The sequence below is a fragment of the Pantoea sp. JK genome (genome assembly GCF_026130245.1).
GTDB classification, from domain to species: domain Bacteria; phylum Pseudomonadota; class Gammaproteobacteria; order Enterobacterales; family Enterobacteriaceae; genus Pantoea; species Pantoea trifolii.
Genome location: NZ_JAINFN010000003.1, coordinates 410033 through 436161 on the forward strand (window position 1 = coordinate 410033; position 26129 = coordinate 436161).

General features: G+C 59.5%; 8 protein-coding genes. 7 read left to right on the forward strand and 1 reads right to left on the reverse strand.

From position 1 onward, the window contains the following. Positions 1-260 precede the first annotated feature (260 nt). The 6 genes from PanJK_RS09490 to PanJK_RS09515 all read left to right on the forward strand — a co-directional run bounded on the left by PanJK_RS09490 (position 261) and on the right by PanJK_RS09515 (position 22798). Positions 261-16355, forward strand: a complete 16095-nt coding sequence (locus tag PanJK_RS09490) for an Ig-like domain-containing protein (protein ID WP_265299218.1) — start codon at positions 261-263, stop codon at positions 16353-16355. 74 nt (positions 16356-16429) lie between these two features. Continuing rightward, positions 16430-17881: a TolC family outer membrane protein gene (locus PanJK_RS09495; protein ID WP_265299220.1), complete on the forward strand. Its 1452-nt coding sequence runs from the start codon at positions 16430-16432 to the stop codon at positions 17879-17881. After that, complete coding sequence (locus PanJK_RS09500) at positions 17878-20049, forward strand: type I secretion system permease/ATPase (RefSeq protein ID WP_265299222.1); 2172 nt, start codon at positions 17878-17880, stop codon at positions 20047-20049. Before PanJK_RS09495 ends, PanJK_RS09500 begins: the two co-directional genes overlap by 4 nt. Further along, positions 20046-21272 (forward strand): HlyD family type I secretion periplasmic adaptor subunit, encoded by a 1227-nt coding sequence (locus PanJK_RS09505; protein ID WP_256697320.1) that lies wholly within the window; start codon positions 20046-20048, stop codon positions 21270-21272. The genes PanJK_RS09500 and PanJK_RS09505 overlap by 4 nt, the downstream gene beginning before the upstream one ends. 146 nt (positions 21273-21418) lie before the next feature. After that, positions 21419-22339: an agmatinase gene (gene speB / locus PanJK_RS09510; protein WP_007890305.1), complete on the forward strand. Its 921-nt coding sequence runs from the start codon at positions 21419-21421 to the stop codon at positions 22337-22339. Between the two features lie 54 nt (positions 22340-22393). Then, positions 22394-22798 carry a YidB family protein gene (locus tag PanJK_RS09515; protein WP_265299226.1) on the forward strand — a complete coding sequence of 135 codons (405 nt, stop codon included), beginning with the start codon at positions 22394-22396 and terminating at the stop codon, positions 22796-22798. A 160-nt stretch (positions 22799-22958) separates the two neighbouring features. On the opposite strand, the gene PanJK_RS09520 is transcribed toward PanJK_RS09515, so the two are convergent. Further along, the gene (locus PanJK_RS09520; RefSeq protein ID WP_008107309.1) at positions 22959-23711 is read right to left on the reverse strand and encodes a M48 family metallopeptidase; all 753 of its coding nucleotides are present in this window, start codon (positions 23709-23711) and stop codon (positions 22959-22961) included. A 273-nt stretch (positions 23712-23984) separates the two neighbouring features. On the opposite strand from PanJK_RS09520, the gene tkt reads away from it, so the two are divergent. Next, complete coding sequence (gene tkt / locus PanJK_RS09525) at positions 23985-25976, forward strand: transketolase (protein WP_265299229.1); 1992 nt, start codon at positions 23985-23987, stop codon at positions 25974-25976. Positions 25977-26129: the final 153 nt, after the last annotated feature.

Below are 26129 nucleotides of genomic sequence, written 5' to 3' on the forward strand. Positions count from 1 at the left end.
GTCAAAGCCTGGGCTTTATGCGTTTCACGTCATTTGTGCCCGGCCGCTTGAGAATAAATATATTTTTCCCGTGGTGATTTTAAGAAATAAAACCAATCAGTTATCAGGATGGCGGCTAAACAAAACTCAACGCGATTTCATTCTCAGCCTGTATGAAATCGATCAAGAGAAGAAGTGAATAATCGTCGCGATTATTCGCTGTAAAAGCCGGTGTCTGCTGATGCCGGGCGTGATTATGGAAACTGCGGGATCTCGATAACATGAATAATATCTCAGTAACCCCAAAAGGTGGGACCGTTGCTTCTGAGCTGAGTGGAAATCAAGTTAATTTGACCGCTCCGAGTTTGGTGAAGCTGCATCTTAATCAGTCTGATATTAAGTCTTTCACACGCAATGGTAATGATTTAGTCGTCACCACAAAATCTGGTGAAGTGGTTGTTATTCATAATTTTTATAGCCCGAATGGTGACAGCGATCTGGTTCTGCAGGACGATCGCGGCGCCATGTGGTGGGTTGAAGATCCCGGTACAGAAGGTTTCCAGTACGTTTCAATCGACAGCACCGAAGGGCTGTTAGCGGAAAACACCACCAATGACGGCACCATCGCCGCCTTCGGTATCGGTGGTGCGGCGCTGGCCGGTTTGGGCGCGATGTTTGCCGGTTCGGGCGGTGGTGGTGGCGGTAATGCCTCGCCGACCAATCCCGATGACGGTAACAACGGCGGCAATCCCACCAACCCGACCAATCCTACAAATCCTACCAACCCAACCAATCCCGGTGGTGGCGATGACACTACGCCGCCTACCGCCATCACGGATTTGGTGATTAACGACACGGTTGGGCCGTATCAGGGCGCGATTGGTGCGGGCGCGATTACCGATGACAACACGCCAACCTTAAGCGGCACCGCTGAAGCGGGCGCTATTGTCAGCATTTACGATGGTACGACGCTGCTCGGCACGGTGACCGTTGGCGCGGATGGCCGCTGGAGCTTTACCACGCCTGCGCTGGCGGAGGGTCAGCACAGCCTGACCGCCACCGTCACCGATGCGGCGGGTAACACCAGCCCGTCAACCAATCCGGTAGATTTCACCGTGGACACCGTCGCGCCAACCGCCGTTGGCGGCTTGAGCGTAGTTAACAACAGCGGTACCACTGCGCAGCCAATCACCAACGGCGGCGCGACCAAAGACACCACGCCAGTGCTGAGCGGAACCGCTGAAGTGGGCTCGATTATCACCATCCGCGATGGCGATACGGTGCTCGGCAGTGTCACTGTCGGCAGCAACGGTACATGGAGCTTCACCAGCCCGGAACTTAGTCAGGGCAGTCACACATTAAGCATCACTGCAACCGATGCAGCAGGAAATACCAGCCCAGCCACCACCATCACCTTCACTGTGGACACGCAAGCTCCGACAGCAGTAACTGACCTGTTGGTCAACGATAACTCGGGCGGCAGTTCCGGTACGGTAACCAATGGCGGCATTACCGATGACAACACGCCAACGCTTACCGGCAGCGGTGAAGTGGGCGCGATTGTCAGCATTTACGATGGGCAAACCTTGCTGGGTACGGCGGTTGTGGGTAGCGATGGAACCTGGAGTTACACCACCACCGCCTTGAGCAACGGTAGCCACAGCCTGAGCGTGACCTTAACCGACGCGGCGGGCAACGTCAGTGCGCCTTCAGCACCTTATGATATCAACGTGCAGGCCGGTATTCCCCCAGCAACCACCTCGCTCGAAATCACCGACGATTCCGGTAATACGCTGGTGCAGCTCAGCAACGGCGGCAGCACGCACGACAACACCCCAACGTTGAGTGGTCTGGCAACCGCTGGCGCACTGATCACGCTGTATAACGGCAGCACCGTGTTGGGCAGCGTGGTCGCGGGCAGCGATGGACAGTGGACCTTTACGCCAGCCGCATTAGCAGATGGCAGTTACGCGTTCCACGCCTCGGTAACGGATACCTCTGGCAACGTGACGCAAACGCCGGTTATCACCATCACCGTGGATACCGTGCCACCTGCTGCCGCAAGTGGCGTCACGCTGAGTGATAACGATGGCAGCACGCTGCAACCGATCGCCTCCGGTGGTGCGACCAATAGCACCACGCCAGTACTGAGCGGCACCGCAGAACCGGGCAGCACCGTCACCGTGCGTGATGGCGATACCGTGCTCGGCACCGCAACCGTGGGCAGCAACGGCACATGGAGCTTCACTTCACCAACGCTGACGGAGGGCGGCCACAGCATTACTGCCACCGTCACCGATGCGGCAGGGAACGTCGGTCCAACTTCCAGCCCGATCACCTTCACCGTGGATACCCAGGCTCCAGCAGAGGCCAGCAATGTGGTGATCAGCGATAACGTCGGCGGAGCCACTGGCCCAATCACTGCGGGTTCGACGACCGATGACAACACGCCGACGCTGAGCGGCAACGGCGAAGTTAATGCCATCGTTAAAATTTACGACGGCAGCACGCTGCTCGGCAGCGTCACCGTCGGCAGTGATGGCACCTGGAGTTTCACAACACCAGCGCTGAACAATGGCCAGCATACGCTGAGCGTGACGCTGACCGATGCGGCGGGCAACGTCAGTCCGGCGACAACCGGGGTGAACTTCACGGTTGATGCGGGCGTTGCGCCGACCACCAGTACGCTGCAAATCACCGATGACAGCGGCAGTACGCTGAGAATCCTGCCAGACGGCTCCAGCACGCCTGACACCACGCCAATTCTCAGCGGCCTGGCGTCAGCGGGCGCGGTGATTGAGTTGTATAACGGCACCACGCTGCTGGGCAGCACCGTGGCAGGTGCCGATGGGCAATGGAGCTTCACGCCTGGCGCGCTGCCAGACGGGACTTACGCCTTCCACGCCACGGCGACAGATACCACCGGTAATGTGACCGACTCCGGCACGCTCACTATCACCATTGATAACGTTGCACCTGCGGCGGCAGCCGATCTGCAACTGAGCGACAACAATGGCAGTACCGTGGTGCCGATTGCCGCTGGCAGCACCACCAATGACAATACGCCAACCTTCAGCGGCACCGCCGAACCGGGCAGCACCGTGACGGTGCTGGATGGCACCACCGTGCTCGGCACGGCAACCGTTGGCAGCGATGGCAACTGGAGTTTCACTACGCCAACGCTGGCGGAGGGTAATCACAGCCTGACCACCACCGTCACCGATCCCGCTGGCAATACCGGTCCGGCATCGTCACCGGTCACCGTGACGGTAGATACCACGCCGCCAGCCGTGGTGGGCAATTTGGTGATCGAAGACAGCGTGGGTGCGGTACAAGGGCCGTTAACCTCCGGCGACACCACCGATGACCGTGCACCAACCCTGAGCGGCACCGGCGAGCCGAATGCCACCATCAGCATTTACGATGGCACAACGCTGCTGGGCAACACCACCGTGGACACAGATGGCACATGGAGTTTTACCACGCCAGCGCTGAGCAACGGCGATCACACCTTTACCGTCACGGCAACCGATACGGCCGGTAACGTCGGCCCAGCCAGCCCGCCGATCGTTATCACCGTCGATGCAGATATTCCTCCTGCCACCTCGTCGCTGGAAGTGACGGACGAAAACGGCAACACCGTGGCGCAACTGACTGACGGTGCCAGCACCAACAACGACAGCCCGGTATTAAGCGGGGTGGCGGGTGCCGGTAACATCATCACACTGTATGACGGCACCACCGTGCTGGGCAGCACCACGGCGGGCAGTAACGGCCAATGGATCTTCTACCTCAGCGGTCTGACGGATGGTCCGCACGCGCTGCATGGCACCATTACCGATGCCAACGGCAACGTTACTGATACTGCAACCATCAACATCATCGTGGACACCATCGCGCCGGATGCGGCATCCGGTGTGGAACTCACCAACGACGCGGGCAGCATTACGCAGCCGATTGTTGCGGGAGGGGCCAGCAATGATGCGACGCCAGTGCTGAGCGGCACGGCGGAAGCAGGCAGCAAAGTCACCATTCTGGATGGCAACACCGTGCTCGGCACCGTTACTGTGGGCAGCGACGGTAACTGGAGCTTTACCACGCCGACGCTGGCGGAGGGCAATCACAGCCTGACCACCACCGTCACCGATGCGGCGGGTAACGTCAGCCCGGCGACCACACCGATCGCTTTCAGTGTCGATACCCTCGCGCCAGCGCCGGTCAGTGGACTGGTGGTCAACGATAACGTTGGCGGCAGTACCGGCCCGTTGACCTCTGGCACGATCACCGACGACAGCACACCAACCCTGACCGGCACCGCCGAAGCGGGATCGGTAGTGCGTGTGTATGACGGCACCACATTGCTGGGCTCGGCGACAGCAGGCAGCGACGGCAGCTGGAGCTTTACGCCAGATAACGCGCTGACGAACGGCCAACACAGCCTGACCACCACGGTTACCGATGCGGCAGGCAACGTGAGCCCGTCGTCGCCGGTATTCACCCTGAATGTCGATGCCGGCGTTCCGGCGACCAGCAGCTTACTGGTGGTCACCGACGACAGCGGCAGCACGCTGGTTGAACTGCCCAACAACGCCAGCACCCACGACACCACGCCAATTCTCAGCGGACTGGCGGGCGCGGGGAATCTCATCACGCTGTATAACGGCACCACTGTTATTGGCAGCACCGTCGCGGGCAGCGATGGGCAGTGGAACTTCACGCCAGCCGCGCTGGCCGATGGCAACTACGCTTTCCACGCTGTCGCTACCAATGCCACCACCGGCGTGGAGACCGATTCGCCAACCATCAACATCACCATCGATACCGTGGTGCCAACCGCACCAACCGGCGTGGGTCTGGAAGATGGTGCTGGCGAGCCGATCCCGGATGGCAGCAGCACCAATACCAACACACCAACGATCACCGGCAGCGGTGAAATTGGCAGCATTGTGACCATTTTGGATGGCACCACCGTGCTCGGCACTACCACAGTGGGTACAGACGGCACCTGGAGTTACACCACGCCACCGCTGAGCGATGGCGGTCATAGCCTGACTTCAACCGTTACCGATCCTGCGGGCAATACCGGTCCGGCTTCAACGCCGGTGACCGTGACCATTGATACCCAACCGCCAGCGGCGGCAGGCAATGTGCAGTTCACCAATGATGACGGAACGCCGCTGGCCTCAGGTAGCACCACCAACGACACCACGCCAACCCTGAACGGCACCGCCGAACCGGGCAGTACCGTTACGGTGAGCGATGGCACCACCGTGCTGGGCACCACAACCACCGGCACCGACGGCAACTGGAGCTTTACGCCAACCGATCCGCTGGCTGAAGGACAGCACAATCTCACCACCACCGTCACTGATACGGCTGGTAACGTCGGCCCGTCCTCGTCAGTGGTGATTGTGATTGTTGATACCACACCACCCGCGGCGGCCACCGACCTGCAACTCAGCAATGATGGCAGCGGCACGCTGGTGCCGGTTGCGGATGGCGGCACCACCAACGATGTGACGCCAGTATTGAGTGGTCGCGCGGAGCCGGGCAGCATTGTGACGGTTTCCGATGGCGGCACGCCGTTGGGTTCGGTTACCGTCGGCAACGATGGCAACTGGAGCTTTACCTCTCCAACGCTCGGCGATGGCTCGCACAGCCTGACCACCACCGTGACCGATGCGGCGGGCAATACCGGCGCGGCGAGCACGCCGTTAACCTTCACCATCGACACGACGGCACCGCCAGCACCGGGCGGTGTGCAGCTGAGTAACGACACCAGCGGTACGCCAGTTCCGATTACCTCTGGCGCGGCCACCAACGATGCAACGCCAGTATTGAGCGGCACCGCAGCAGCGGGCAGCACCATTACCGTTTCTGATGGCGGCACCGTGCTCGGCACCGTGACCGTTGGCAATGGCGGAACATGGAGCTTCACCACGCCAGCACTCAACGAGGGCAGTCACAGCCTGACCGCCACCGTTACCAGCCCAGCGGGCAACACCGGTGCGCCATCTACGCCAATTGTGGTCACCGTGGATATCACGCCACCTGCAGCGGCGACGGGTCTGCAGCTCAGCAACAACGAAGGCACGACGCCGGTACCTATTGCGGCAGGCGGCACCACCAACGACACCACGCCAGCGCTGAGCGGCATCGCAGAAGCGGGCAGCATCGTCACGGTACGTGATGGCACCACCGTGATTGGCAGCGCGACCGTTGGCAGCGATGGATCGTGGAGCGTGACGCCAACCACACCGTTAACGGCGGGTGAGCATACGCTGACCACCACCGTCACCGATCCAGCCGGTAACGTCGGTCCAACCTCGACGCCAATCACTGTCAACATCGACACTACACAGCCGCCAGTGGCAGGCAGCGTGGTGCTGAATAACGATAATGGCAGCACGCCAGTGCCTATCGCGAATAACGGCGCCACCAACGACACCACGCCGGTGATCAGCGGTACGGCGGCGGCGGGCAGCACGGTAACGGTTCTGGATGGCAGCACCGTGCTGGGCACCGTGGTCGTCGGTAGCGGTGGCAGCTGGAGCTTCAGCACGCCAGCGTTGAGCGAAGGCGCACATAGCCTGACCACCACCGTCACCAGCGCAGCGGGTAACGTCAGCGATCCGTCTACGCCAATCAACTTCACCGTTGATACCCAGGCTCCAGCCACCTCAACCGGCCTGCAGTTGAGCAACGATGGCGGCACCCTCATTGCCACGGGCGGCATCACCAATGACAGCACGCCGATATTGCGTGGCACGGCGGAAGCGGGCAGCACCGTCACGGTGCGCGACGGCACCACGGTGCTGGGCACCGCCACGGCGGGCAGCGACGGTAGCTGGAGCTTCACGCCAGCCGCCGCGCTGGGCGACGGCGCGCATAGCCTGACCACTACCGTCACCGATCCGGCGGGCAACAGCAGCGATGCGTCTACCCCTCTCACCTTTACCGTGGATACCACACCGCCAGCGGCCGCGACCGATCTGCAGCTCAGTAACAACAACAGTGGAACTGCCGTACCGATTGATACCGGAGGACTCACCAACGACACCACGCCAGTGCTGAGCGGTAGCGCCGAAGTGGGCAGCGTCGTCACCGTGCGTGATGGTGCCGAGGTGTTGGGCAGCACCACCGTGGGCACCGATGGAAAATGGAGCTTCACGCCTGGCACGCCACTGGATCCGGGCACACACAGCCTGACCGCCACCGTCACCGATGCCGCGGGTAATACCGGCCCGGCATCAACGCCGTACGCGGTTACTATCGAAACCACGCCACCGCCAGCCGCGGCTGATTTGGCACTTAATAACGATGAAGGCAGCACGCCAACCCCAATTGCTTCGGGTGGCGCGACTAACGACACCACGCCAGTGCTGAGTGGTACCGCCGAAGCGGACAGTATTGTTATCGTGCGTGATGGCACCACCGTACTGGGATCGGTGATTGTGGGCAGCAGCGGGGAATGGAGTTTCACCACTCCGGCGCTGAGCCAGGGCGAACACAGCCTGACGACGACCGTTACCGATGCGGCTGGCAATATCAGCGATCCCTCTGCGGCGATCACCTTTACCGTCGACACGCAGGCACCGAATGCGGCGACCGGTCTGCAACTGAGCAATGATTCCGGCCAAACGCCGGTGCCGATTGTTGCAGGCGGTGCCACCAACGACACCACGCCGGTGTTGAGCGGCAGCGCTGAAGTGGGCAGCATCGTGATTGTCTCTGATGGCAGCAATGTGCTGGGTTCGCTGGTAGTCGGCAGCGGCGGCACCTGGAGCTTCACACCTGCTACGGCGTTGGGCGAGGGCGCACACAGCCTGACCACCACCGTGACCGATCCTGCAGGCAACGTCAGTGCGCCATCTACGGCGCTGAACTTCAGCATCGATACCACGCCGCCGGTGGCTCCAACGGCGATTACCCTTAACAACAATAACGGCGGCACACCGGTCACCATCGCCGCAGGCAGCACCACTAACGATGCGACACCAGCGATTGCCGGTACTGCCGAAGCGGGCAGCACGGTGACGGTGCTGGATGGCACCACTGTGCTGGGCTCTGTGATTGTCGGCAGCAACGGCCAATGGAGTTTCACCACGCCAACGCTGGGCGAAGGCGGTCACAGCCTGACGGCGACCGTCACCGATCCGGCGGGTAACGTCGGCCCGGCGTCCACGGCCATCGCCTTTACGGTGGATACCGTTGCGCCTGGCGCGGCAACTGGGCTGGCGCTCAACAATGACAATGGCGGTTCGCCGGTACCGATTGCCAATAACGGCACCACCAACGACAACACGCCAGTGCTGAGTGGTACGGCGGAAGCGAACAGCATCGTGATTGTGTCTGACGGCACCACCGTGCTCGGCAGCGCTGTTGCCAACGCGCAGGGCGCCTGGAGCTTCTCACCGAACCTGACCGATGGCACCCACAACCTGAGCGTGACCGTACGTGACGCGGCGGGCAACACCGGACCGGCCAGCAGCACCATCACCGTGACCGTTGATACCGTGGCACCGCCAGCAGCTACCGGGCTGACGCTGACCAACGATATCGGCACGCCAGTGAACATTCCAAACGGCGGTCTCACCAACGACAGCACGCCAGTGCTGAGCGGTTCTGGCCAGGTGGGCAGCATCATCACCGTGTCCGATCAGAACGGCGTGCTGGGATCGACTACCGTTGGCGCGGGCGGAACCTGGACCTTCACGCCGGCGACTGCGCTGGCGGATGGCACCCATACCTTTAGCGTCACGGCCAGCGATGCGGCGGGTAACGTCAGTGCGCCGAGCACCATCGGAGTGGTGATTGATGCCACACCACCGGCTGCAGCGTTGAACGTGGTTGCCAGCAATGATGAAGGCACGTCGCCGGTGGCGATTACCAACGGCGGCTTCACTAATGACAACACGCCATTCCTCACCGGTACTGCCGAAGCGGGCAGCACGGTGATTATTCGTGATGGCACCACGGTGCTCGGCAGCGCTTCGGTGGGCAGCAACGGCCAGTGGAGCTTCACATCGCCAACCTTGGGCGATGGTCTGCACAGTCTGACCACCACCGTGGTGGATGCGGCAGGAAATGCCAGCCCGGCATCAACGGCAATTGGCTTCACCGTGGATACCACGGTTCCGGCGGTCGCTACATTGGTGGTTAATAATGACAATGGCGGCTCGCTTGTTCTGGTACCGAATGGCGCAACCACCAGCGACAACACGCCGTTGCTGAGCGGGAATGCGGAAGCGGGCAGTCTGGTCACTGTCTACGATGGCACTACGGTAATCGGAACCACCACGGCCACGGCAGGCGGAACCTGGAGCTTTAGTTCTCCAGCCCTAACCGACGGTTCGCATACGCTGACCGCCACCGTGACCGATGCGGTCGGCAACGTCAGTGCGCCATCCTCCAGCTTTACCGTGGTGGTGGATGCCACCGCCCCACAGCCTGCTGACGACCTGCTGCTGCAAAACAACAATGGTGGCTCACCAATAACCATTGCGGATGGCGGTATCACCAATGACAACACGCCAGCCATCAGCGGCACGGCGGAAGCCAATGCCATCGTGCGGGTTTACGACGGCACCACCTTAGTTGGCTCAACCGTGGCAGGCAGCAACGGCGCATGGAGCATCACCACCAGCACGCTGACTGATGCGACTCACACACTGAATGTCACTGTGACCGATGCGGCGGGCAATATTAGCTCCAATGCCTCGGTATCCCTGACGGTGGATACCTCTACCCCAGCGGCGGTGCTGACCTTTGGCGTCTACAACAACGCCAATACCACCGCATCGCAGGTGGCGAATAACGGTTACTCCAACGACAACACGCCAGTGTTGCGCGGTACCGGCGTCGCGGGCACCACCATTAACATCTACGAAGGCACCACCTTACTCGGCACCACCACGGTAGGTGATAACGGCGTATGGCGTTTCGAAACCAGCGTGCGCGCGGATGGTCAACACAGCTACACCGTGTCGGTCACTAACGCCGCCGGTACCACCGGGCCAGAAGCCACGCCGATTACGATCAATATCGATACCGTGCCACCGGCTGCGGTCACCGATTTGGTGGTTAACGACAACGTGGGTGGTAGCACTGGCGAATTAACTAATGGCGCAATCACTGATGACAACACACCGACATTAAGTGGTTCAGCCGCCACTGGCAGCGTGGTGTCTGTTTACGATGGCACTACGTTACTGGGCACGGTTACTGCCACTAATGGTACCTGGACATTTACGCCTACTGCGCTCAGTAATGGCGATCATACCTTTACGGTTACCGTCAAAGATCTAGCCGGAAACGTGGGACCTGCTTCCGCAGACTTTACAATCACTGTTGAAGCGGGCCTGCCGCCTGCAACCACCACATTGCAGATCACTGATAACAGCGGTAGCACCTTGGTGGCTCTGGGCGATGGTGCAAATACCAAAGACAGCACGCCAGTGTTGAGCGGGCTGACGACGGCGGGCAACATTGTCAGAATCTTCGATGGGGCAACCGAACTGGGAAGTGTCACCGCCGGTGCCGGCGGGCAATGGACCTATACGCCAGCGGCATTACCTGACGGTTCTCATGCGCTTTCGGTTCTTGTCACTGACTCCGCCGGTAACAATGGGGTGCCATCGGATCCAATTACGATCACCATCGATACCGTTGCCCCTGTCGCTGTCACTGACCTGGCCGCCGCCAATAACAACGGTGGTTCGCCAGTGCCGATTGCCAATAATGGCTCGACGAACGACAGCACACCGCAGCTTACCGGTACCACCGAAGCCAACGGCATTGTCACTGTTTATGATGGCAATACCGTCATCGGCTCGACCACCGCCAATGGCCTCGGCGCATGGAGCTTCACGTCGCCAACCCTGAGCCAGGGCGGACATGCGCTGAGCGTGACCGTGACGGATGCGGCGGGGAACATTGGACCACGTTCAGCGGCAGTGAATCTCACGGTCGATACCGTGGCGCCAAACGCCTCGACGCTGGTGGTCACCAACGACGTCACCAGCACGATTGTGCCGAATGGCGGTTCGACCAACGACAATACGCCAACTCTGAGCGGCACGGCGGAAGTGGGCAGCGTGATTACCGTTTATGACGGCACCACTTTGCTCGGTTCGGTTGCTGCCGGAACAGGCGGCGCATGGAGCTTTATTTCACCGGTGCTGGGCGAAGGCAGCCATCCACTTACCGTTCGCGTGACCGATGTCGCGGGTAACACCAGCGTGGCTTCCAGCACTGCCACGGTGATCGTGGATACCGTCGCGCCAACGGCTGTGAGCGGTTTGGCCGCGGCCAACAACAACGGCAGTTCGCCAGTGGCGATTGCTGCAGGAGGCAACACCAACGACAACACGCCAGCGCTGAGCGGCACGGCGGAAGCGGGCAGCGTAGTGGTGATCCGCGATGGCACAGATGTTATCGGCTCTGTCACCGCTGGCAGCAACGGCGCGTGGAGTTTCACCTCACCTGCGCTGGCGGATGGTTTGCATACTCTGAACGTGACGGCCACCGATCTCGCTGGTAACGTCAGTCCGAATACGTCCATCAGTTTCACCGTAACCACAGCTGCGCCAACGCCGGTCACCAATCTGGTGGTTTCTGACAATGTGGGCGCGACACAAGGGCCGCTCACCAGCGGTGCCTCTACCGATGACAACACGCCAACGCTGACCGGTACCGCAACCGCCGGCAATATTGTGATTATCTCGGAAGGCACCACGGTGTTGGGTTCTGTGGTGGCCGGAACGGGCGGTGCGTGGAGCTTCACCACCGCCGCGCTGAGCGACGGATCGCATCCACTGAGCGTGACGGTGCGCGATGCGGCAGGCAACACCAGCGCGGCGACCAACTTTACGGTCAATGTCGATACGGTGGCACCAGCCAACTCAACCTTGTTGATCACCAACGACGTCACCAGCACCACGGTGCCGAATGGCGGTTCAACCAACGACAGCACGCCAACGCTGAGCGGTACGGCGGAAGCCGGTAGTCGCGTGTCGATCTACGATGGCAGCACGCTGCTCGGCACGGCGATTGCCAGCGGCACCGGCGCATGGACCTTCACCACCGCAGAGCTGGCGCAAGGTTCGCATCCACTGAGCGTCACGGTCACAGATGCCGCCGGTAACGTCAGCGGCAGCACTTCGGCGACGGTGATTATTGATACCGTCGCGCCGGTGGCCGTAACCGGTCTGGCTGCGGCCAACAACAACGGCAGCACGCCGGTAGCGATTGCCAATAACGGCAGCACCAATGACAACACGCCAGCGCTGAGCGGTACGGCAGAAGCGGGCAGCCTGGTGATCATCCGCGATGGCACCTCGATTATCGGTTCTGTCACCGCCGGCAGTAACGGTGCATGGAGCTTCACCACGCCAACGCTGGGGGAGGGTGCGCACACCTTCAACGTCACGGCGAGAGATGCAGCGGGCAACGTTAGCCCGAATGCAACGCTGACGCTGACGGTGGATACCGTGGCACCGGCGCCCGTTATTAACCTGTTGATCAACGATGATGTGGGATTAAGTCAGGGGCCGCTGGCGAACGGTGCGGTGACCGATGATGCCACGCCAACCTTGAGCGGTACGGCAGAAGCCAATGCGATTGTCACCATCTACGATGGCACCACCGTGTTGGGTTCAGTGGTAGCCGGAACGGGCGGCGCATGGACCTTCACCACCGCGACGCTGAGCAACGGCGTGCATCCGCTGAGCGTGACGGTCAAAGATGCGGCCGGTAATACCAGCAGCGCATCGGCGACGGTTTCGATCACCGTGGATACAGTGGCACCAACGGCGTCAACGCTGGTGATCACCAACGACATCACCGGCACCACGGTGCCGAGTGGGGGTTCCACCAATGACACCACGCCAACCCTGAGCGGTGTGGCCGAAGCCGGCAGTCGTGTCTCCATCTACGATGGCAGCACCTTGCTGGGAACGGCGATTGCCAGTGGTACGGGCGCGTGGACCTTCACTACCGGCGTGCTCTCCACCGGCACGCACCCATTGAGCGTGACGGTGACAGACGTTGCCGGAAACGTCAGCGGCAGCACCTCGGCCTCGGTAATCATTGATACCACGCCGCCAGCGGCTGTCACTAACCTGGTTGCCGCCAACAACAACGGCAGTACGGCGGTGACCATTCCGAACAACGGCGTGACCAACGACAATACGCCGCTGTTGACCGGTTCTGGCGAGATTGGTGCACGCATCAGCGTCTACGACGGCACCACGCTGCTGGGCACCACCACGGTGGGCAGCAACGGCACATGGAGCTTTATCTCAACCGCGCTGAGCAACGGTGCGCACACCCTGAACGTCACGGCAACCGATACGGCGGGTAACGTAAGCCCGAACGCCTCAACCACCTTGACGATTGATACCGTGGCGCCAAATCCGGTGACCAATCTGGTGATCACCGATGATGTCGGCTCGATTCAGGGGGCGCTGGCGAACGGTGCAGTCACCGATGACGCCAGGCCAACCCTGAGCGGCACGGCGGAAGCGAACGCGATTGTCACCATCTACGACGGGTCGACCGTGATTGGATCCACCACCGCCAATGGTTCGGGTGCATGGAGCTTCACGACCGCCACGCTGAGCAACGGTACGCATCCACTGAGCGTCACCGTGACCGATGCGGCGGGTAACACCAGCAGCGCGTCGGCGACGGTTTCCATTACCGTGGATACCGTGGCACCAGCGGCGTCAACGCTGGTGATCACCAACGACGTCACCAACACCACGGTGCCGAGCGGCGGTTCCACCAATGACACCACGCCAACCTTGAGTGGCGTGGCGGAAGCGGGCAGCCGTGTCTCCATCTACGATGGCAGCACGCTGCTGGGTACGGCGATTGCCAATGGCACCGGCGCATGGACCTTCACCACTGGCGTATTGACCACCGGCACGCATCCACTGAGCGTGACGGTGACAGATACCGCCGGTAACGTCAGCGGCACGACGTCGGCCTCGGTGATTATCGATACCACGCCGCCAGCGGCGGTGACCAACCTTGTTGCCGCCAATAACAACGGCAGCACGGCGGTGACCATCCCGAACAATGGCATCACCAACGACAGCACGCCGTTGTTGACCGGTAACGGCGAAGTCGGCGCAAGGATCAGCGTGTACGACGGCACCACATTGCTCGGCACCACCACCGTGGGCAGCGGCGGCACCTGGAGCTTCGTCTCGACTACCCTGAGCAACGGCACGCACACGCTGAACGTGACGGCGACCGATGCGGCGGGCAACGTGAGTACGAATGCCTCAACCACGCTGACCATCGACACCATTGCGCCAGCGGCCAGTACGCTCACCATTACCGACGACGCTGGCAGCACGCTGGTGACGCTGACCAATGGCGCGTACACCCGTGACACCACGCCGGTATTGAACGGCACGGCGGAAGTGGGGGCGATTGTCACTATCTATGATGGCACCACCGCGCTTGGCTCGGTAACCGTTGGTGCGGGTGGCAGCTGGACTTACACCCCATCAGCGCTGGCGAACGGCGCGCATCCGTTGAGCGTAACGGTTACCGATACGGCGGGTAACGTCAGTACCGGTAACACGGCGGTAACGGTGAACGTTGATACCGTGCCACCGGCGGCTGTCAGCGGCCTGGCGATCAACGATGCCGGTACCACGGTCACCGGTAGCGGTGAAGTGGGGGCAACGGTAACGGTACGTGATGCGGGCGGTAACGCGCTGGGTACGGCGACGGTTAGCAGTGGCGGTACGTGGTCGGTGAGCCTGAGCACGGCGCAGACCACCGGAGCGTCGCTGTCGGTGATTCAGACCGACCGCGCGGGCAACGTATCGACCAGCTCGTCACTGACCGGTGCGATTCGTATCGTGGCGGCCAATGATGTCAATGAAGTGGATTACACCACCCAAATTGGCACCCTTAACAATGGCACCACCAGTGTCTCACACACCGCGCTGCTTACTGTGGGGCTCGGTAACGTGCTGCAGGCGAGCGTATTGTCCAGTGGCAATGCCTATATTTTCAACGTCGGTCCTGACGATACGCGTACGGTAACGTTGAACGGCTCAATAAGCAGTGTTGGCTTGCTGACCAACTACTCATTGAACCTTTACGAGCAGCAAAGCAACGGCACGTGGTTGTTGGTGAATATCACCTCCAACTACCTTGGAGCCGTGCTATCGCTTGGCACCCTGAAAGGGGCCAACGTGACCTATAACAACCTGGGTACCGGCACCTATGCGGTGATAGTTGGTTCAACGGTTAACGTTAGTTTGCTGCCGACCTCCACCATTTCAACGGTGTCGGATATCACCACCCTGGCGGTAACCGTGGCGGCGACCGTCACGGGCAACCTGCTGACGAACGACACCAGTTCGCTGGCGGGCACCATACCTTCCGGAACGGCGGTGACAACGGTCTCTGGCAATGTGGTGAGTGCAACGGGTAACACGGTAATCAATAGCAGCTACGGTACGCTGACCATTGATTCTCATGGCAATTATACCTATGCCCTCAAGGCGGGCCTGAACATCGATACCCTGCCAGCCGCTGACACCTTCACCTATTCGGTGCGTGATGCCAGCGGCGCGGTGACCTCGGCCAGCCTGACGGTGAACCTGCACAACGGTGCGTCAACCAGCACGCTGCTGGCGACTAACAGCCTGGTGGCGGAGAACACCAGCGACCACGACGCCAGCGGCAGCATCTATGGCTCGTCAACCGGCACGCATACCGGAACCTTGAGTATCACTAATGAACACGGTGATATCACCACGGTTCACAGCGTGGGTAATACGTCGGTTGCGGGGGACTTTGGTGTGCTGAGTATTGCGGCCAACGGTAGCTACACCTACTCACTGAATGCGGGCGTGGATGGACAATCCATTACCCATAAAGAGGTGTTCAGTTACACCCTGGCAGCGAGCGATGGCACCATCACCACGCAGTCGTTCACCATCGAGCTGCATCCAACCATCACAGGAACCACGGGGGCTGACACGCTGACCGGCGGTGCCTACGACGACACCATCACCAGCGGTGCCGGCGCAGATACCCTGGTTTATCACTTGCTGGCGAGCGCGGATGCGACTGGCGGTAACGGTCACGATACCTGGACCGACTTCAATGTTGCGCAAGGCGACAAAATTGACGTCAGTAACTTGCTTATCGGCTGGAATGATTCCACAAGTAATATTAATGATTTCGTGAAAGTGGACCATACTTCAGATGGCAATACGGTGCTCTCGATCGACCGTGATGGTACCGGTACGGGTTACAGCAGTACTCAACTGATTACGCTGGAAGGCGTGAACGTTTCACTGGAGGAACTGCTGCAACAACCGCACCAAAACCACACGGCCTAATAGCTATGTGATGCAGGGATGCAGTGAGGGCACAGGGATGTGCCCCTTTCTCTTTATTGACTGGTGGACTATCGATGGAACTGATGCACTCAGGCGCAACTTTTCGCCGTTCGTTTAAGCTCGGCGTTCTCTGTGCGGGCATGGCTTTACTTTACAGTTCTCAACTTTTAGCGGCCAGTGAGGCGTTAACCCGCGCGGGGCAAATCACCTCAGCAGGTTTAGCGCAACAGCAAGAACTGCCTTCATTAACCGGTGAGGTGGCGGAACCCGCCCTCGCTAATGTCCCCGATTTTCTGACCATCAACCAGGCGGTGCAGCGCGCCATTCAGTGGCATCCCGATATCGCGCAGGCGGTAGGGAAAATGCTGGAGCAGGCCAATGAGGTTGATGTGGCGAAAGCCAAATATTATCCGCAAATCAGCGCGGGCATGAACAACGGCTACAGCAACGCTTACAGCGAAAAGGGTTTCAGCCCGTCGTTTGTGCTGTCGGTTTCACAGATGCTGTATGACTTTGGCAAGGTCAGCAGTTCAGTGCGATCCGCCGAAGCGGGCGTGGCGCAGGAGCAGGCCAACGTGCTGGTGAGCATTGATACTGTGGCGCACGATACCGCCGCAGCGCTGGTGGAAGTGCAGGGTTATCAGCAACTGGTGATCATTGCGCAACAGCAGCTCACGGCGTTGAGCAAGATTGGCGATCTGGCGCGCCAGCGTAATGAAGAGGGCGCGGCATCGCTTTCGGATGCCACGCAAACCGATGCGCGTATCGAAGGTGCGCGAACCACCTTAACGCAGTATCAAGCCAACCTCGACCGCTGGCGCGCCACGCTGGCGACCTATCTTGGCTGGCCGCTGGTGAAAAAAGTCAGCGACGATTTCCCCACCAAACTCACCCAATCCTGTCAGGTGGCGAAAGCCGATGACAAGCTCAATCCGTCGGTGCTGGCCGCCTGGGCGCAGGCTAATCAGGCACAGGCCAAACTCGATAATGCTAACGCGCAAAACATGCCGACCATCTCGCTGGAACCGCAGGTGACGCATTATCTCAACAATCACTACTCCGGCAGCGAAACGCTGGATCGCACGCAATATTCGGCATTTGTGAAAGTGGAAATGCCGCTTTATCAGGGCGGCGGCATCACCGCCAGCCGTGACGCAGCCGCCAATGCGCTGCAGGCGGCCAATGCCGCGGTTAACTCGGCGCGGCTTAAAGCGCGTCAGCAACTGAGCGAGTCGCAAAACGAATCGCAAAGCCTGTCGCTCAGCCTGGCGATCATGGGACGGCAACAGGCGCTGGGCGAGAAAACCCAGTCGCTCTATCAGGATCAGTATCTGCAACTCGGCACGCGTCCGCTGCTGGATGTACTCAACGCCGAGCAGGAAGTGTTCCAGACCCGTTTTACACTCCAGCAAACCATCAGCCAGTTGCGCTCACTGCAGCTCGATTGCCTCTACAGCACCGGGCATATGCGGTCGGCGTTTGCCTTGAATAATCAGCGGATCCAGTCCGTGGAGATCCAGCCATGACGCAATTACAGATTCCCGACGCGCCCGACAGCGCGTCCGGGGGAAACGTGCCCTTACACGGATGGGCCACCGCGATCATCCTGATTGCCACCCATTATCGCTTGCCCTGTTCGCCGGGTATGATCATGGCTGCTGCCGAATGGCAGGGCAAACAGTCGCGCGATAAAGCATTGCGCCATCTGGCGCGTCAGGCCGGTTTATCGTTGCAGCTGTATGAAGAGAACAAGTGGGAGATCACCAGCTGGCGCTTGCCGCTGGCGATCGAACTGGCCGACGGTCAGGTGGGCGTGATCACCCAGTTTGATGGCGATGATGAAGTGCGGGTGCATTTCGCGGGTGATGAACAGCCCGCGCCGATTGCGCTGGAAACCTTGCTGCCGGAAATCCGTTTTGCCGCCGCGCTGCGTCCGGTTACCGCAGCCAAAGACAGCCGTGTCGATCGCTATCTCGCCACGGTGAAACCGGATTGGCTGCGCCGTCTGGTGCTGCACGATCTGCGGCCGTACGGCTACGTGATGCTCGGATCCTTCCTGATCAACCTGCTGGCGCTGGTCGGCATTATCTTCTCAATGCAGGTATACGATCGGGTGATTCCGGCGCAGTCCTATCCCACGCTCTACGTGCTGTATATTGGCGTGATCATCTCGGTGGTGTTCACTTACATCCTGCGCGTCGGGCGTGATCACGTGACCGATCTGCTGGGCAAGCGCGCCGATATGCGCGTCTCCGATCGGGTATTTGGGCACGCACTGCGGCTGCGAAACAGCGCGGTGCCGCGTTCGACCGGCACCTTTATCTCGCAGCTGCGTGAGCTGGAAGCGATCCGCGAAATGGTCACCTCAACCACAGTGACCGCGATTGTTGATATGCCGTTCTTCCTGCTGTTCATGCTGGTGATGGCGATTATCGCGCCGCAGCTGGCGTGGATTGCGCCGGTGGCGGTGCTACTGATGATCTTGCCGGGCGTGCTGAGCCAGAAAAAGCTTTCGAAGCTGGCGCAGCAAAACCTGAAAGAGTCGACGCTGCGTAATGCGGTGCTGGTGGAGAGCGTGCAAGGGTTGGAGGATATCAAGCTGATGCAGGCGGAAGATCGCTTCCTGCAACAGTGGAACAGCTACATTCGCATTACCGCGCAATCCGGCGTGGAGATGCGCAAAGTGATGCACTCGTTGATTACCTGGGGCGTCACCGTGCAGGGCTTGGTGTATGCCAGCGTGATTGTGATCGGTGCGCCGATGGTGATCAACGGCGACATCACCACCGGTGCGATTGTGGCGGCGTCGCTGCTTTCTTCCCGCATGATTGCGCCGATGGCCACGCTGTGCGGCGTGCTGGCGCGCTGGCAACAGGTGAAAGCGGCGAAAGGCAGTCTTGATGCGCTGATGAATTTGCCGGTGGAAAACAGCAAAGATGAAACGCGCATTCACACGCCGGTGCTGTTTGGTCACTACCAATTCACCGATGCGATGTTCCGTTACTACACCGATTCGCTGAACATCGCGCTGCGCATTAAAAGCCTGACCATCAAACCGGGCGAGCGCATTGCGGTGCTGGGACGTAACGGATCGGGCAAATCAACCTTGCTGCAGGCGATGATCGGCGGCATCGATTTGGTCGGCGGTGAACTGCGGCTGGATAACCTCAGCCTGCCGCACATAGATGTAGCAGATGTGCGGCGCAACGTGGGCCTGCTGACGCAAAACGCGCGCTTGTTCCACGGCACGTTACGAGAAAATCTCACCATGGGCGCGGCGCACGCCACTGATGATGCCATCTTCGGCGCACTCACCGTCAGCGGCGGCGCGGATTTCATTCGTCGTCTGCCGCTCGGCCTTGATCATCCGATCATGGAAGGCGGCGTTGGGCTTTCTGGTGGTCAGCGTCAGTCGCTGCTATTGGCGCGCATGCTGCTGCGCGATCCCAACATTGTCCTGCTGGATGAGCCGACGGCGGCGCTTGACGATCATACCGAGAAAGAGTTTATCGAACGGCTCGGACAGTGGCTCAACGGCCGCACCTTGATCGTGGCGACGCACCGTGCGGCGATCCTCGCGTTGGTGGATCGTGTGCTGGTGTTGAAAGAGGGACAACTGGTGATGGATAGCCCGAAAGAGAACGCCTTGCCGGCACCGCGTGCGAACGGCATTCCGCCGGAGACGCAATCATGATCAAACAATTACCGGCAAGACTGCGTTTAGTCACGGCGGCAGAAGTGGATTCCTCCGACGATCTGCTGGGTGAACTGCGATCCGAAACCCATTACACCGGCGCGGTGCGACTGATCGTCATCAGTACCGCACTGATCCTCGTTACGGTGATTTGGGCATGGTTTGGCGTGCTGGATGAAGTCTCAACCGGTACCGGCAAAGTGATCCCCAGTTCGCGCGATCAGGTGCTGCAATCGCTGGAAGGCGGCATTCTCACCGAGCTGTATGTGCATGAAGGCGATCAGGTACAGGCCGGGCAAGTGGTGGCGCGTCTGGATGCCACGCGATCGGAATCTAACGTCGGGGAAAGCGCGGCGCGCTATCGTGCGGCATTGGCTGCCGCCTCGCGCCTTAATGCTGAAGTGAACGATCAGCCGCTGAGTTTCCCGGCGGAGCTGAATAAGTTTCCCGATCTGATCGCGTCAGAAACGCGGCTGTACAAAACCCGCCGCGCGCAGCTGACTGATGCCACCGCGCAGTTCAAAGAGTCGCTGGCGCTGGCCAACCGCGAGCTGGCCATCACGCAGCGCCTGGCGAAAACCGGCGCCGCCAGTAGCGTGGAAGTGCTGCGTTTGCAGCGCGATAAGTCGGATCTGGAGCTGAAACTCACCGATATGCGTTCGCAATATTATGTTCAGGCGCGCGAGGAGCTGGCGAAAGCCAACGCCGAAGCCGACAGCATGGCGCAAGTGGTGAGAGGACGCGAAGACACGGTGACGCGATTAACCATCCGTTCGCCGATGCGCGGCATCGTGAAAAATATCAAAGTCTCGACCGTGGGCGGCGTGGTGCCACCGAATGGCGAGCTGATGAACATCGTGCCAATGAACGATCGGCTGCTGATTGAGGCACGCCTGTCACCGCGCGATATCGCCTTTATTCATCCCGGCCAGCGGGCGGTGGTGAAGATTTCGGCTTATGACTACGCCATTTATGGCGGCCTGAACGGCGTGGTGGAGAGCATCTCGCCGGATACCATTCAGGATGAGGTGAAGCCGGAAATTTACTACTACCGCGTGTTTATCCGCACCGATAACGACTATGTGCAGAATAAAGCCGGTAAGCGCTTCTCCATCAGTCCCGGCATGGTTTCTACCGTGGATATTAAGACCGGTGAGAAGACGGTGATGGATTATCTGATCAAGCCGTTTAATAAGGGGAAGGAGGCGATGCGGGAGCGGTGATTGATGCTGTCCGATTGCAGGGCGCTAAAATCTCCGCGATAATCGCGCCAATCAATCCCTTCCTCGTCGGGCCTAACGACGCGGAGGGGATTTTTTATTTATCTCCTAAACTGGTGAAACGATTACCGCCTTAATGAGGACGAATTATGTATAACACCCTGGGCAATCAGTACGATAACTCCCTGGTTTCTAACGCCTTCGGTTTCATGCGCTTCCCGCTGAACTTCCAGCCATACGACAGCGACGCTGAGTGGGTGATCACCGGTGTTCCTTTCGATGCCGCAACCTCAGGCCGTCCGGGCAGTCGTTTAGGGCCGGGCGCGATTCGTCAGATCTCAACCAACCTGGCGTGGGAAGGCTGCCGCTGGCCGTGGGACTTCGATCTGCGTCAGCGTCTGAACGTGGTGGACTGCGGCGATTTGGTTTATGCCTTCGGCGATTCACAGGATCTCTCTGACAAACTGCAGGCGCATGCCGAGAAACTGCTGGCAAACGGTAAGCGTATGCTGACTTTTGGCGGTGACCACTACGTTACGTTGCCGCTGCTGCGCGCGCACGCTAAGCACTTCGGCAAAATGGCGCTGGTGCATTTCGATGCGCATACCGATACCTATTCCAATGGCCCAACCTTCGATCACGGCACCATGTTCTTCACCGCGCCGAAAGAGGGTTTGATCGATCCGCAACACTCTGTGCAGATCGGCATTCGTACCGAATTCGATAAGAGCCTCGGCTTCAACGTGCTGGATGCCGCGCAGGTCAACGACCGCAGCGTTGATGACATTCTGGCGGAAGTGAAGCGCACCGTTGGCGATCTGCCGGTGTATCTGACCTTCGATATCGACTGCCTCGATCCCGCTCATGCACCGGGCACCGGTACGCCAGTGATTGGCGGTCTGAGCAGTGATAAAGCCACTAAGCTGATTCGCGGTTTACAGGGCATGAACATCGTTGGCATGGATCTGGTGGAAGTGGCGCCGGGCTACGATCACGCCGATCTAACCTCGCTGGCAGCAGCCACACTGGCGCTGGATATGCTGCACGTGCAGGCGGCAAATAAAGGTTAATCCTTTTGCTTGCGGCTACACTTATTGGCGGTTAATTAATCTGCGGAGGCGACTATGGGTTTACTGGACGATTTAGTGGGATCGCTGGGAAACAGCAACGGAAGCGGGCAGGGCAACCAGATGCAACAGCTGATGGCTATCTGGAACTGGGTGCAGGAACAGGGCGGCGTTGAGGTGCTGCTGCAGAAGTTTCAGCAGGGCGGACTGGGGCAGGTGCTGAATAGCTGGCTTGGCAGCGGCAGTAACATGTCGATTGATGGCGGCGAGATTCAAAACGCGCTTGGCAATGATCAGCTGCAGTCGCTGGCGGATAAGCTCGGCACCGATGTACATGGTGCGTCCGGTACGCTGGCTGCCTTATTGCCGCAGGTGATTGATAAGCTATCGCCGCAGGGCCACATTATGACGTCGAATACCCAGGATTTGGGTGCGATGGTGGATGGATTGTTTAAGCGTTGATTATTGCTTGCTTGATCTTTGCTTGCTGTCCCCCATCCCGGCCTTCCCCCGTTAACGGGGGAAGGAGATGTTGCTATATGCAGCCTCTGAGCCTACCTATTGCAGCATCTTCCTCCCCCATTGATGGGGGAGGATCGAGGAGGGGGACAGCCAGCACAATTCACTTCCCAGCGGCAATGCGCTCACGAATATGCTGGGCGCGCGCTTCCGAATCCGGGTGCGAATCAAACATTGAACTCTGGCGCCCCTGTTCCAGCTTCGCCAGCTTCTCAAAGCTGGTCGCTAATCCCATCGGATCAATGCCACGCTTTTTCATCAGATCAAACGAGTAATCGTCAGCCTGTGTTTCCTGGGTTTGTGAGAACTGTGCATTTACCAGTTTTTCGCCCATTTCACCCAATTGCGATTGTGACAGCGAGCCAATCACGCCGCCGACGGAAGCCGCAGCGGTGCGCGTTGCAGTGGTCGTCAGCGCCACCTGCATCGCTTTACGCGTATGGCCCAGTGCGACGTGGCCCATCTCATGACCGAGCACACCTTCAACTTCGTTGTCGGTCATCATATCCATCAACCCGCTGTAGACGCGGATACAACCGTTGGCCATCGCCCAGGCGTTGACGTCTTTGGTCTGGTAAACCTTGTAGTTGGCAGGCACGCCGTTGATGTTATCCCCCAACGCCGCAGCGATTTTGTTCAGGCGCTGCTGATATTCACTGTTGGCGGGTGCAACCTGATTGTCTTTATCCATCTGCGCACAAGATTGATCGCTTAACTCTTTCACTTGCGCATCATTCAGCGCGTAGGCCTGATAAGCCTGCGCACCAGATTGCAGCAGCGCGTTGTTATCAAATCCTTCGCAGCCGCTCAGCAACGAAGCCATTCCCAGAGCAACAATGGTAGCTCTCATTTTCATATCGGCATCCTTTGGGTAACAAGGTAAAGAAAACAAACACCTGAAACCGTCACAGGTGTTTAAACGATTTGGTTATAGCTCGCATGTTGTGCAATGGCTAGCAGACAAGGCCGGAAATGCAAACGGTTACCCGTGATTTAGCACCCAGATGCATGTACTTTTGTCCTGATTTTCATGTACATTGATGTGCGACTTTTTTCTCGCTTCGCCTTATAACTGATTAATTACAATAAGTTAAGCGTGGCGGAGCATTAATCCGACCTGGAGTAGAAGATGCCCTCTCGTAAAGAGCTTGCCAACGCCATTCGCGCGTTAAGTATGGATGCAGTACAGAAAGCCAATTCGGGACATCCGGGTGCCCCGATGGGCATGGCGGACATCGCCGAAGTACTGTGGCGTGACTTCCTGAACCATAACCCTACTAACCCGCTGTGGGCAGATCGCGACCGCTTTGTGCTGTCGAACGGTCACGGCTCAATGCTGATTTACAGCCTGCTGCACCTCACTGGCTACAATCTGCCAATGAGCGAGCTGCAGAACTTCCGTCAGCTGCACTCTAAAACTCCAGGCCACCCGGAATACGGCTACACCGCAGGCGTAGAAACCACCACCGGCCCGCTGGGTCAGGGCATTGCGAACGCAGTGGGTTTTGCCATTGCCGAGCGCACGCTGGCGGCGCAGTTCAACCGTCCGGGTCATGACATCGTAGACCATAACACCTACGTGTTTATGGGCGACGGCTGCATGATGGAAGGCATCTCACACGAAGTCTGCTCTATCGCCGGCACCCTGAAGCTGGGCAAACTGGTTGCCTTCTATGATGACAACGGCATCTCCATCGACGGTCACGTTGACGGCTGGTTCACCGACGACACCGCTAAACGCTTTGAAGCCTACGGCTGGCACGTGGTGCGCGGCGTGGACGGTCATGATGCCGACGCGATTAAGAAAGCGGTTGAAGAGGCCAAAGCGGTTTCCGACAAGCCTTCGCTGCTGATGTGCAAAACCGTGATTGGCTTCGGTTCGCCGAACAAAGCCGGTACGCACGACTCGCACGGCGCGCCGCTGGGTGCCGATGAAATCGCGCTGACCCGTAAGCAGCTGGGCTGGAATCACGGTCCGTTTGAAATCCCTTCCGACATCTACGCGCAGTGGGATGCCAGAGAAGCCGGCCAGGCGAAAGAGTCTGCGTGGGACCAGAAGTTTGCTGCCTACGCCGCTGCACATCCTGAGCTGGCTGCGGAGTTCAAACGCCGCGTCAACAACGAGTTGCCCGCTAACTGGGCAAGCGAGTCGCAGAAGTTCATCGAGCAGCTGCAGGCCAATCCGGCGAAAATCGCCAGTCGTAAAGCCTCGCAGAACGCCATCGAAGCCTTTGGTAAAATCCTGCCGGAATATCTGGGCGGCTCCGCTGACCTGGCGCCAAGCAACCTCACCATGTGGTCCGGTTCTAAGCCAATCAATGAAGACGCGGCGGGCAACTACATCCATTACGGCGTGCGCGAGTTCGGTATGACCGCCATCGCCAACGGCCTCGCGCTGCACGGCGGTTTCCTGCCGTACACTGCCACCTTCCTGATGTTCGTCGAGTACGCGCGCAACGCCGCACGTATGGCCGCGCTGATGAAAATCCGTCAGATCATGGTTTACACCCATGACTCGATTGGTCTGGGCGAAGATGGCCCGACGCATCAGCCGGTTGAGCAGATGGCCAGCCTGCGCGTGACGCCAAACATGAGCCTGTGGCGCCCGTGCGACCAGGTTGAGTCAGCGGTGGCGTGGAAATATGCCATTGAACGTGTTGACGGCCCGTCGGCGCTGATCTTCTCGCGTCAGAACCTGGCGCAGCAGGATCGCAGCGCTGAGCAGCTGGCGAACGTGGCGCGTGGTGGTTACGTGCTGAAGGACAGTGAAGGCACACCAGAGCTGATCCTGATCGCTACCGGTTCAGAAGTGGAGCTGGCGGTGAGCGCTTACGAGCAGCTGACGGCGGAAGGACGCAAGGTGCGCGTGGTTTCTATGCCATCCACCGACGCCTTCGACAAGCAGGACGCGGCGTACCGTGAATCCGTGCTGCCGAAAGCAGTTGCCGCACGCGTGGCGATTGAAGCGGGTATCGCGGATTACTGGTTCAAATACACCGGCCTGAACGGGGCGATCGTCGGCATGACCACCTTCGGTGAGTCAGCGCCTGCGGATCAGCTGTTCAAAGAGTTTGGTTTCACCGTTGAGAACGTGGTTAACACGGCGAAATCGATTCTGTGATTTGAGGTCGCCATCAATGGCGACCCTACACAGCGGGTATAAAGGGCGTCCCAGCTGGGGCGCCCTTATTGATTCACCACCTCCAACCTGAAACGGTTCAATTATTCCTGTAGTAATAATTCCGCAGTGCAAAAATTGTGACGTAGATCCAAT

Coding starts and splice junctions, on each gene's coding strand:
- PanJK_RS09495 (WP_265299220.1), top strand. CDS start 16,430: ATGGAACTGATGCACTCAGGCGCAACTTTTCGCCGTTCGTTTAAGCTC.
- PanJK_RS09490 (WP_265299218.1), top strand. CDS start 261: ATGAATAATATCTCAGTAACCCCAAAAGGTGGGACCGTTGCTTCTGAG.
- PanJK_RS09515 (WP_265299226.1), top strand. CDS start 22,394: ATGGGTTTACTGGACGATTTAGTGGGATCGCTGGGAAACAGCAACGGA.
- PanJK_RS09520 (WP_008107309.1), bottom strand. CDS start 23,711: ATGAAAATGAGAGCTACCATTGTTGCTCTGGGAATGGCTTCGTTGCTG.
- PanJK_RS09505 (WP_256697320.1), top strand. CDS start 20,046: ATGATCAAACAATTACCGGCAAGACTGCGTTTAGTCACGGCGGCAGAA.
- speB (WP_007890305.1), top strand. CDS start 21,419: ATGTATAACACCCTGGGCAATCAGTACGATAACTCCCTGGTTTCTAAC.
- PanJK_RS09500 (WP_265299222.1), top strand. CDS start 17,878: ATGACGCAATTACAGATTCCCGACGCGCCCGACAGCGCGTCCGGGGGA.
- tkt (WP_265299229.1), top strand. CDS start 23,985: ATGCCCTCTCGTAAAGAGCTTGCCAACGCCATTCGCGCGTTAAGTATG.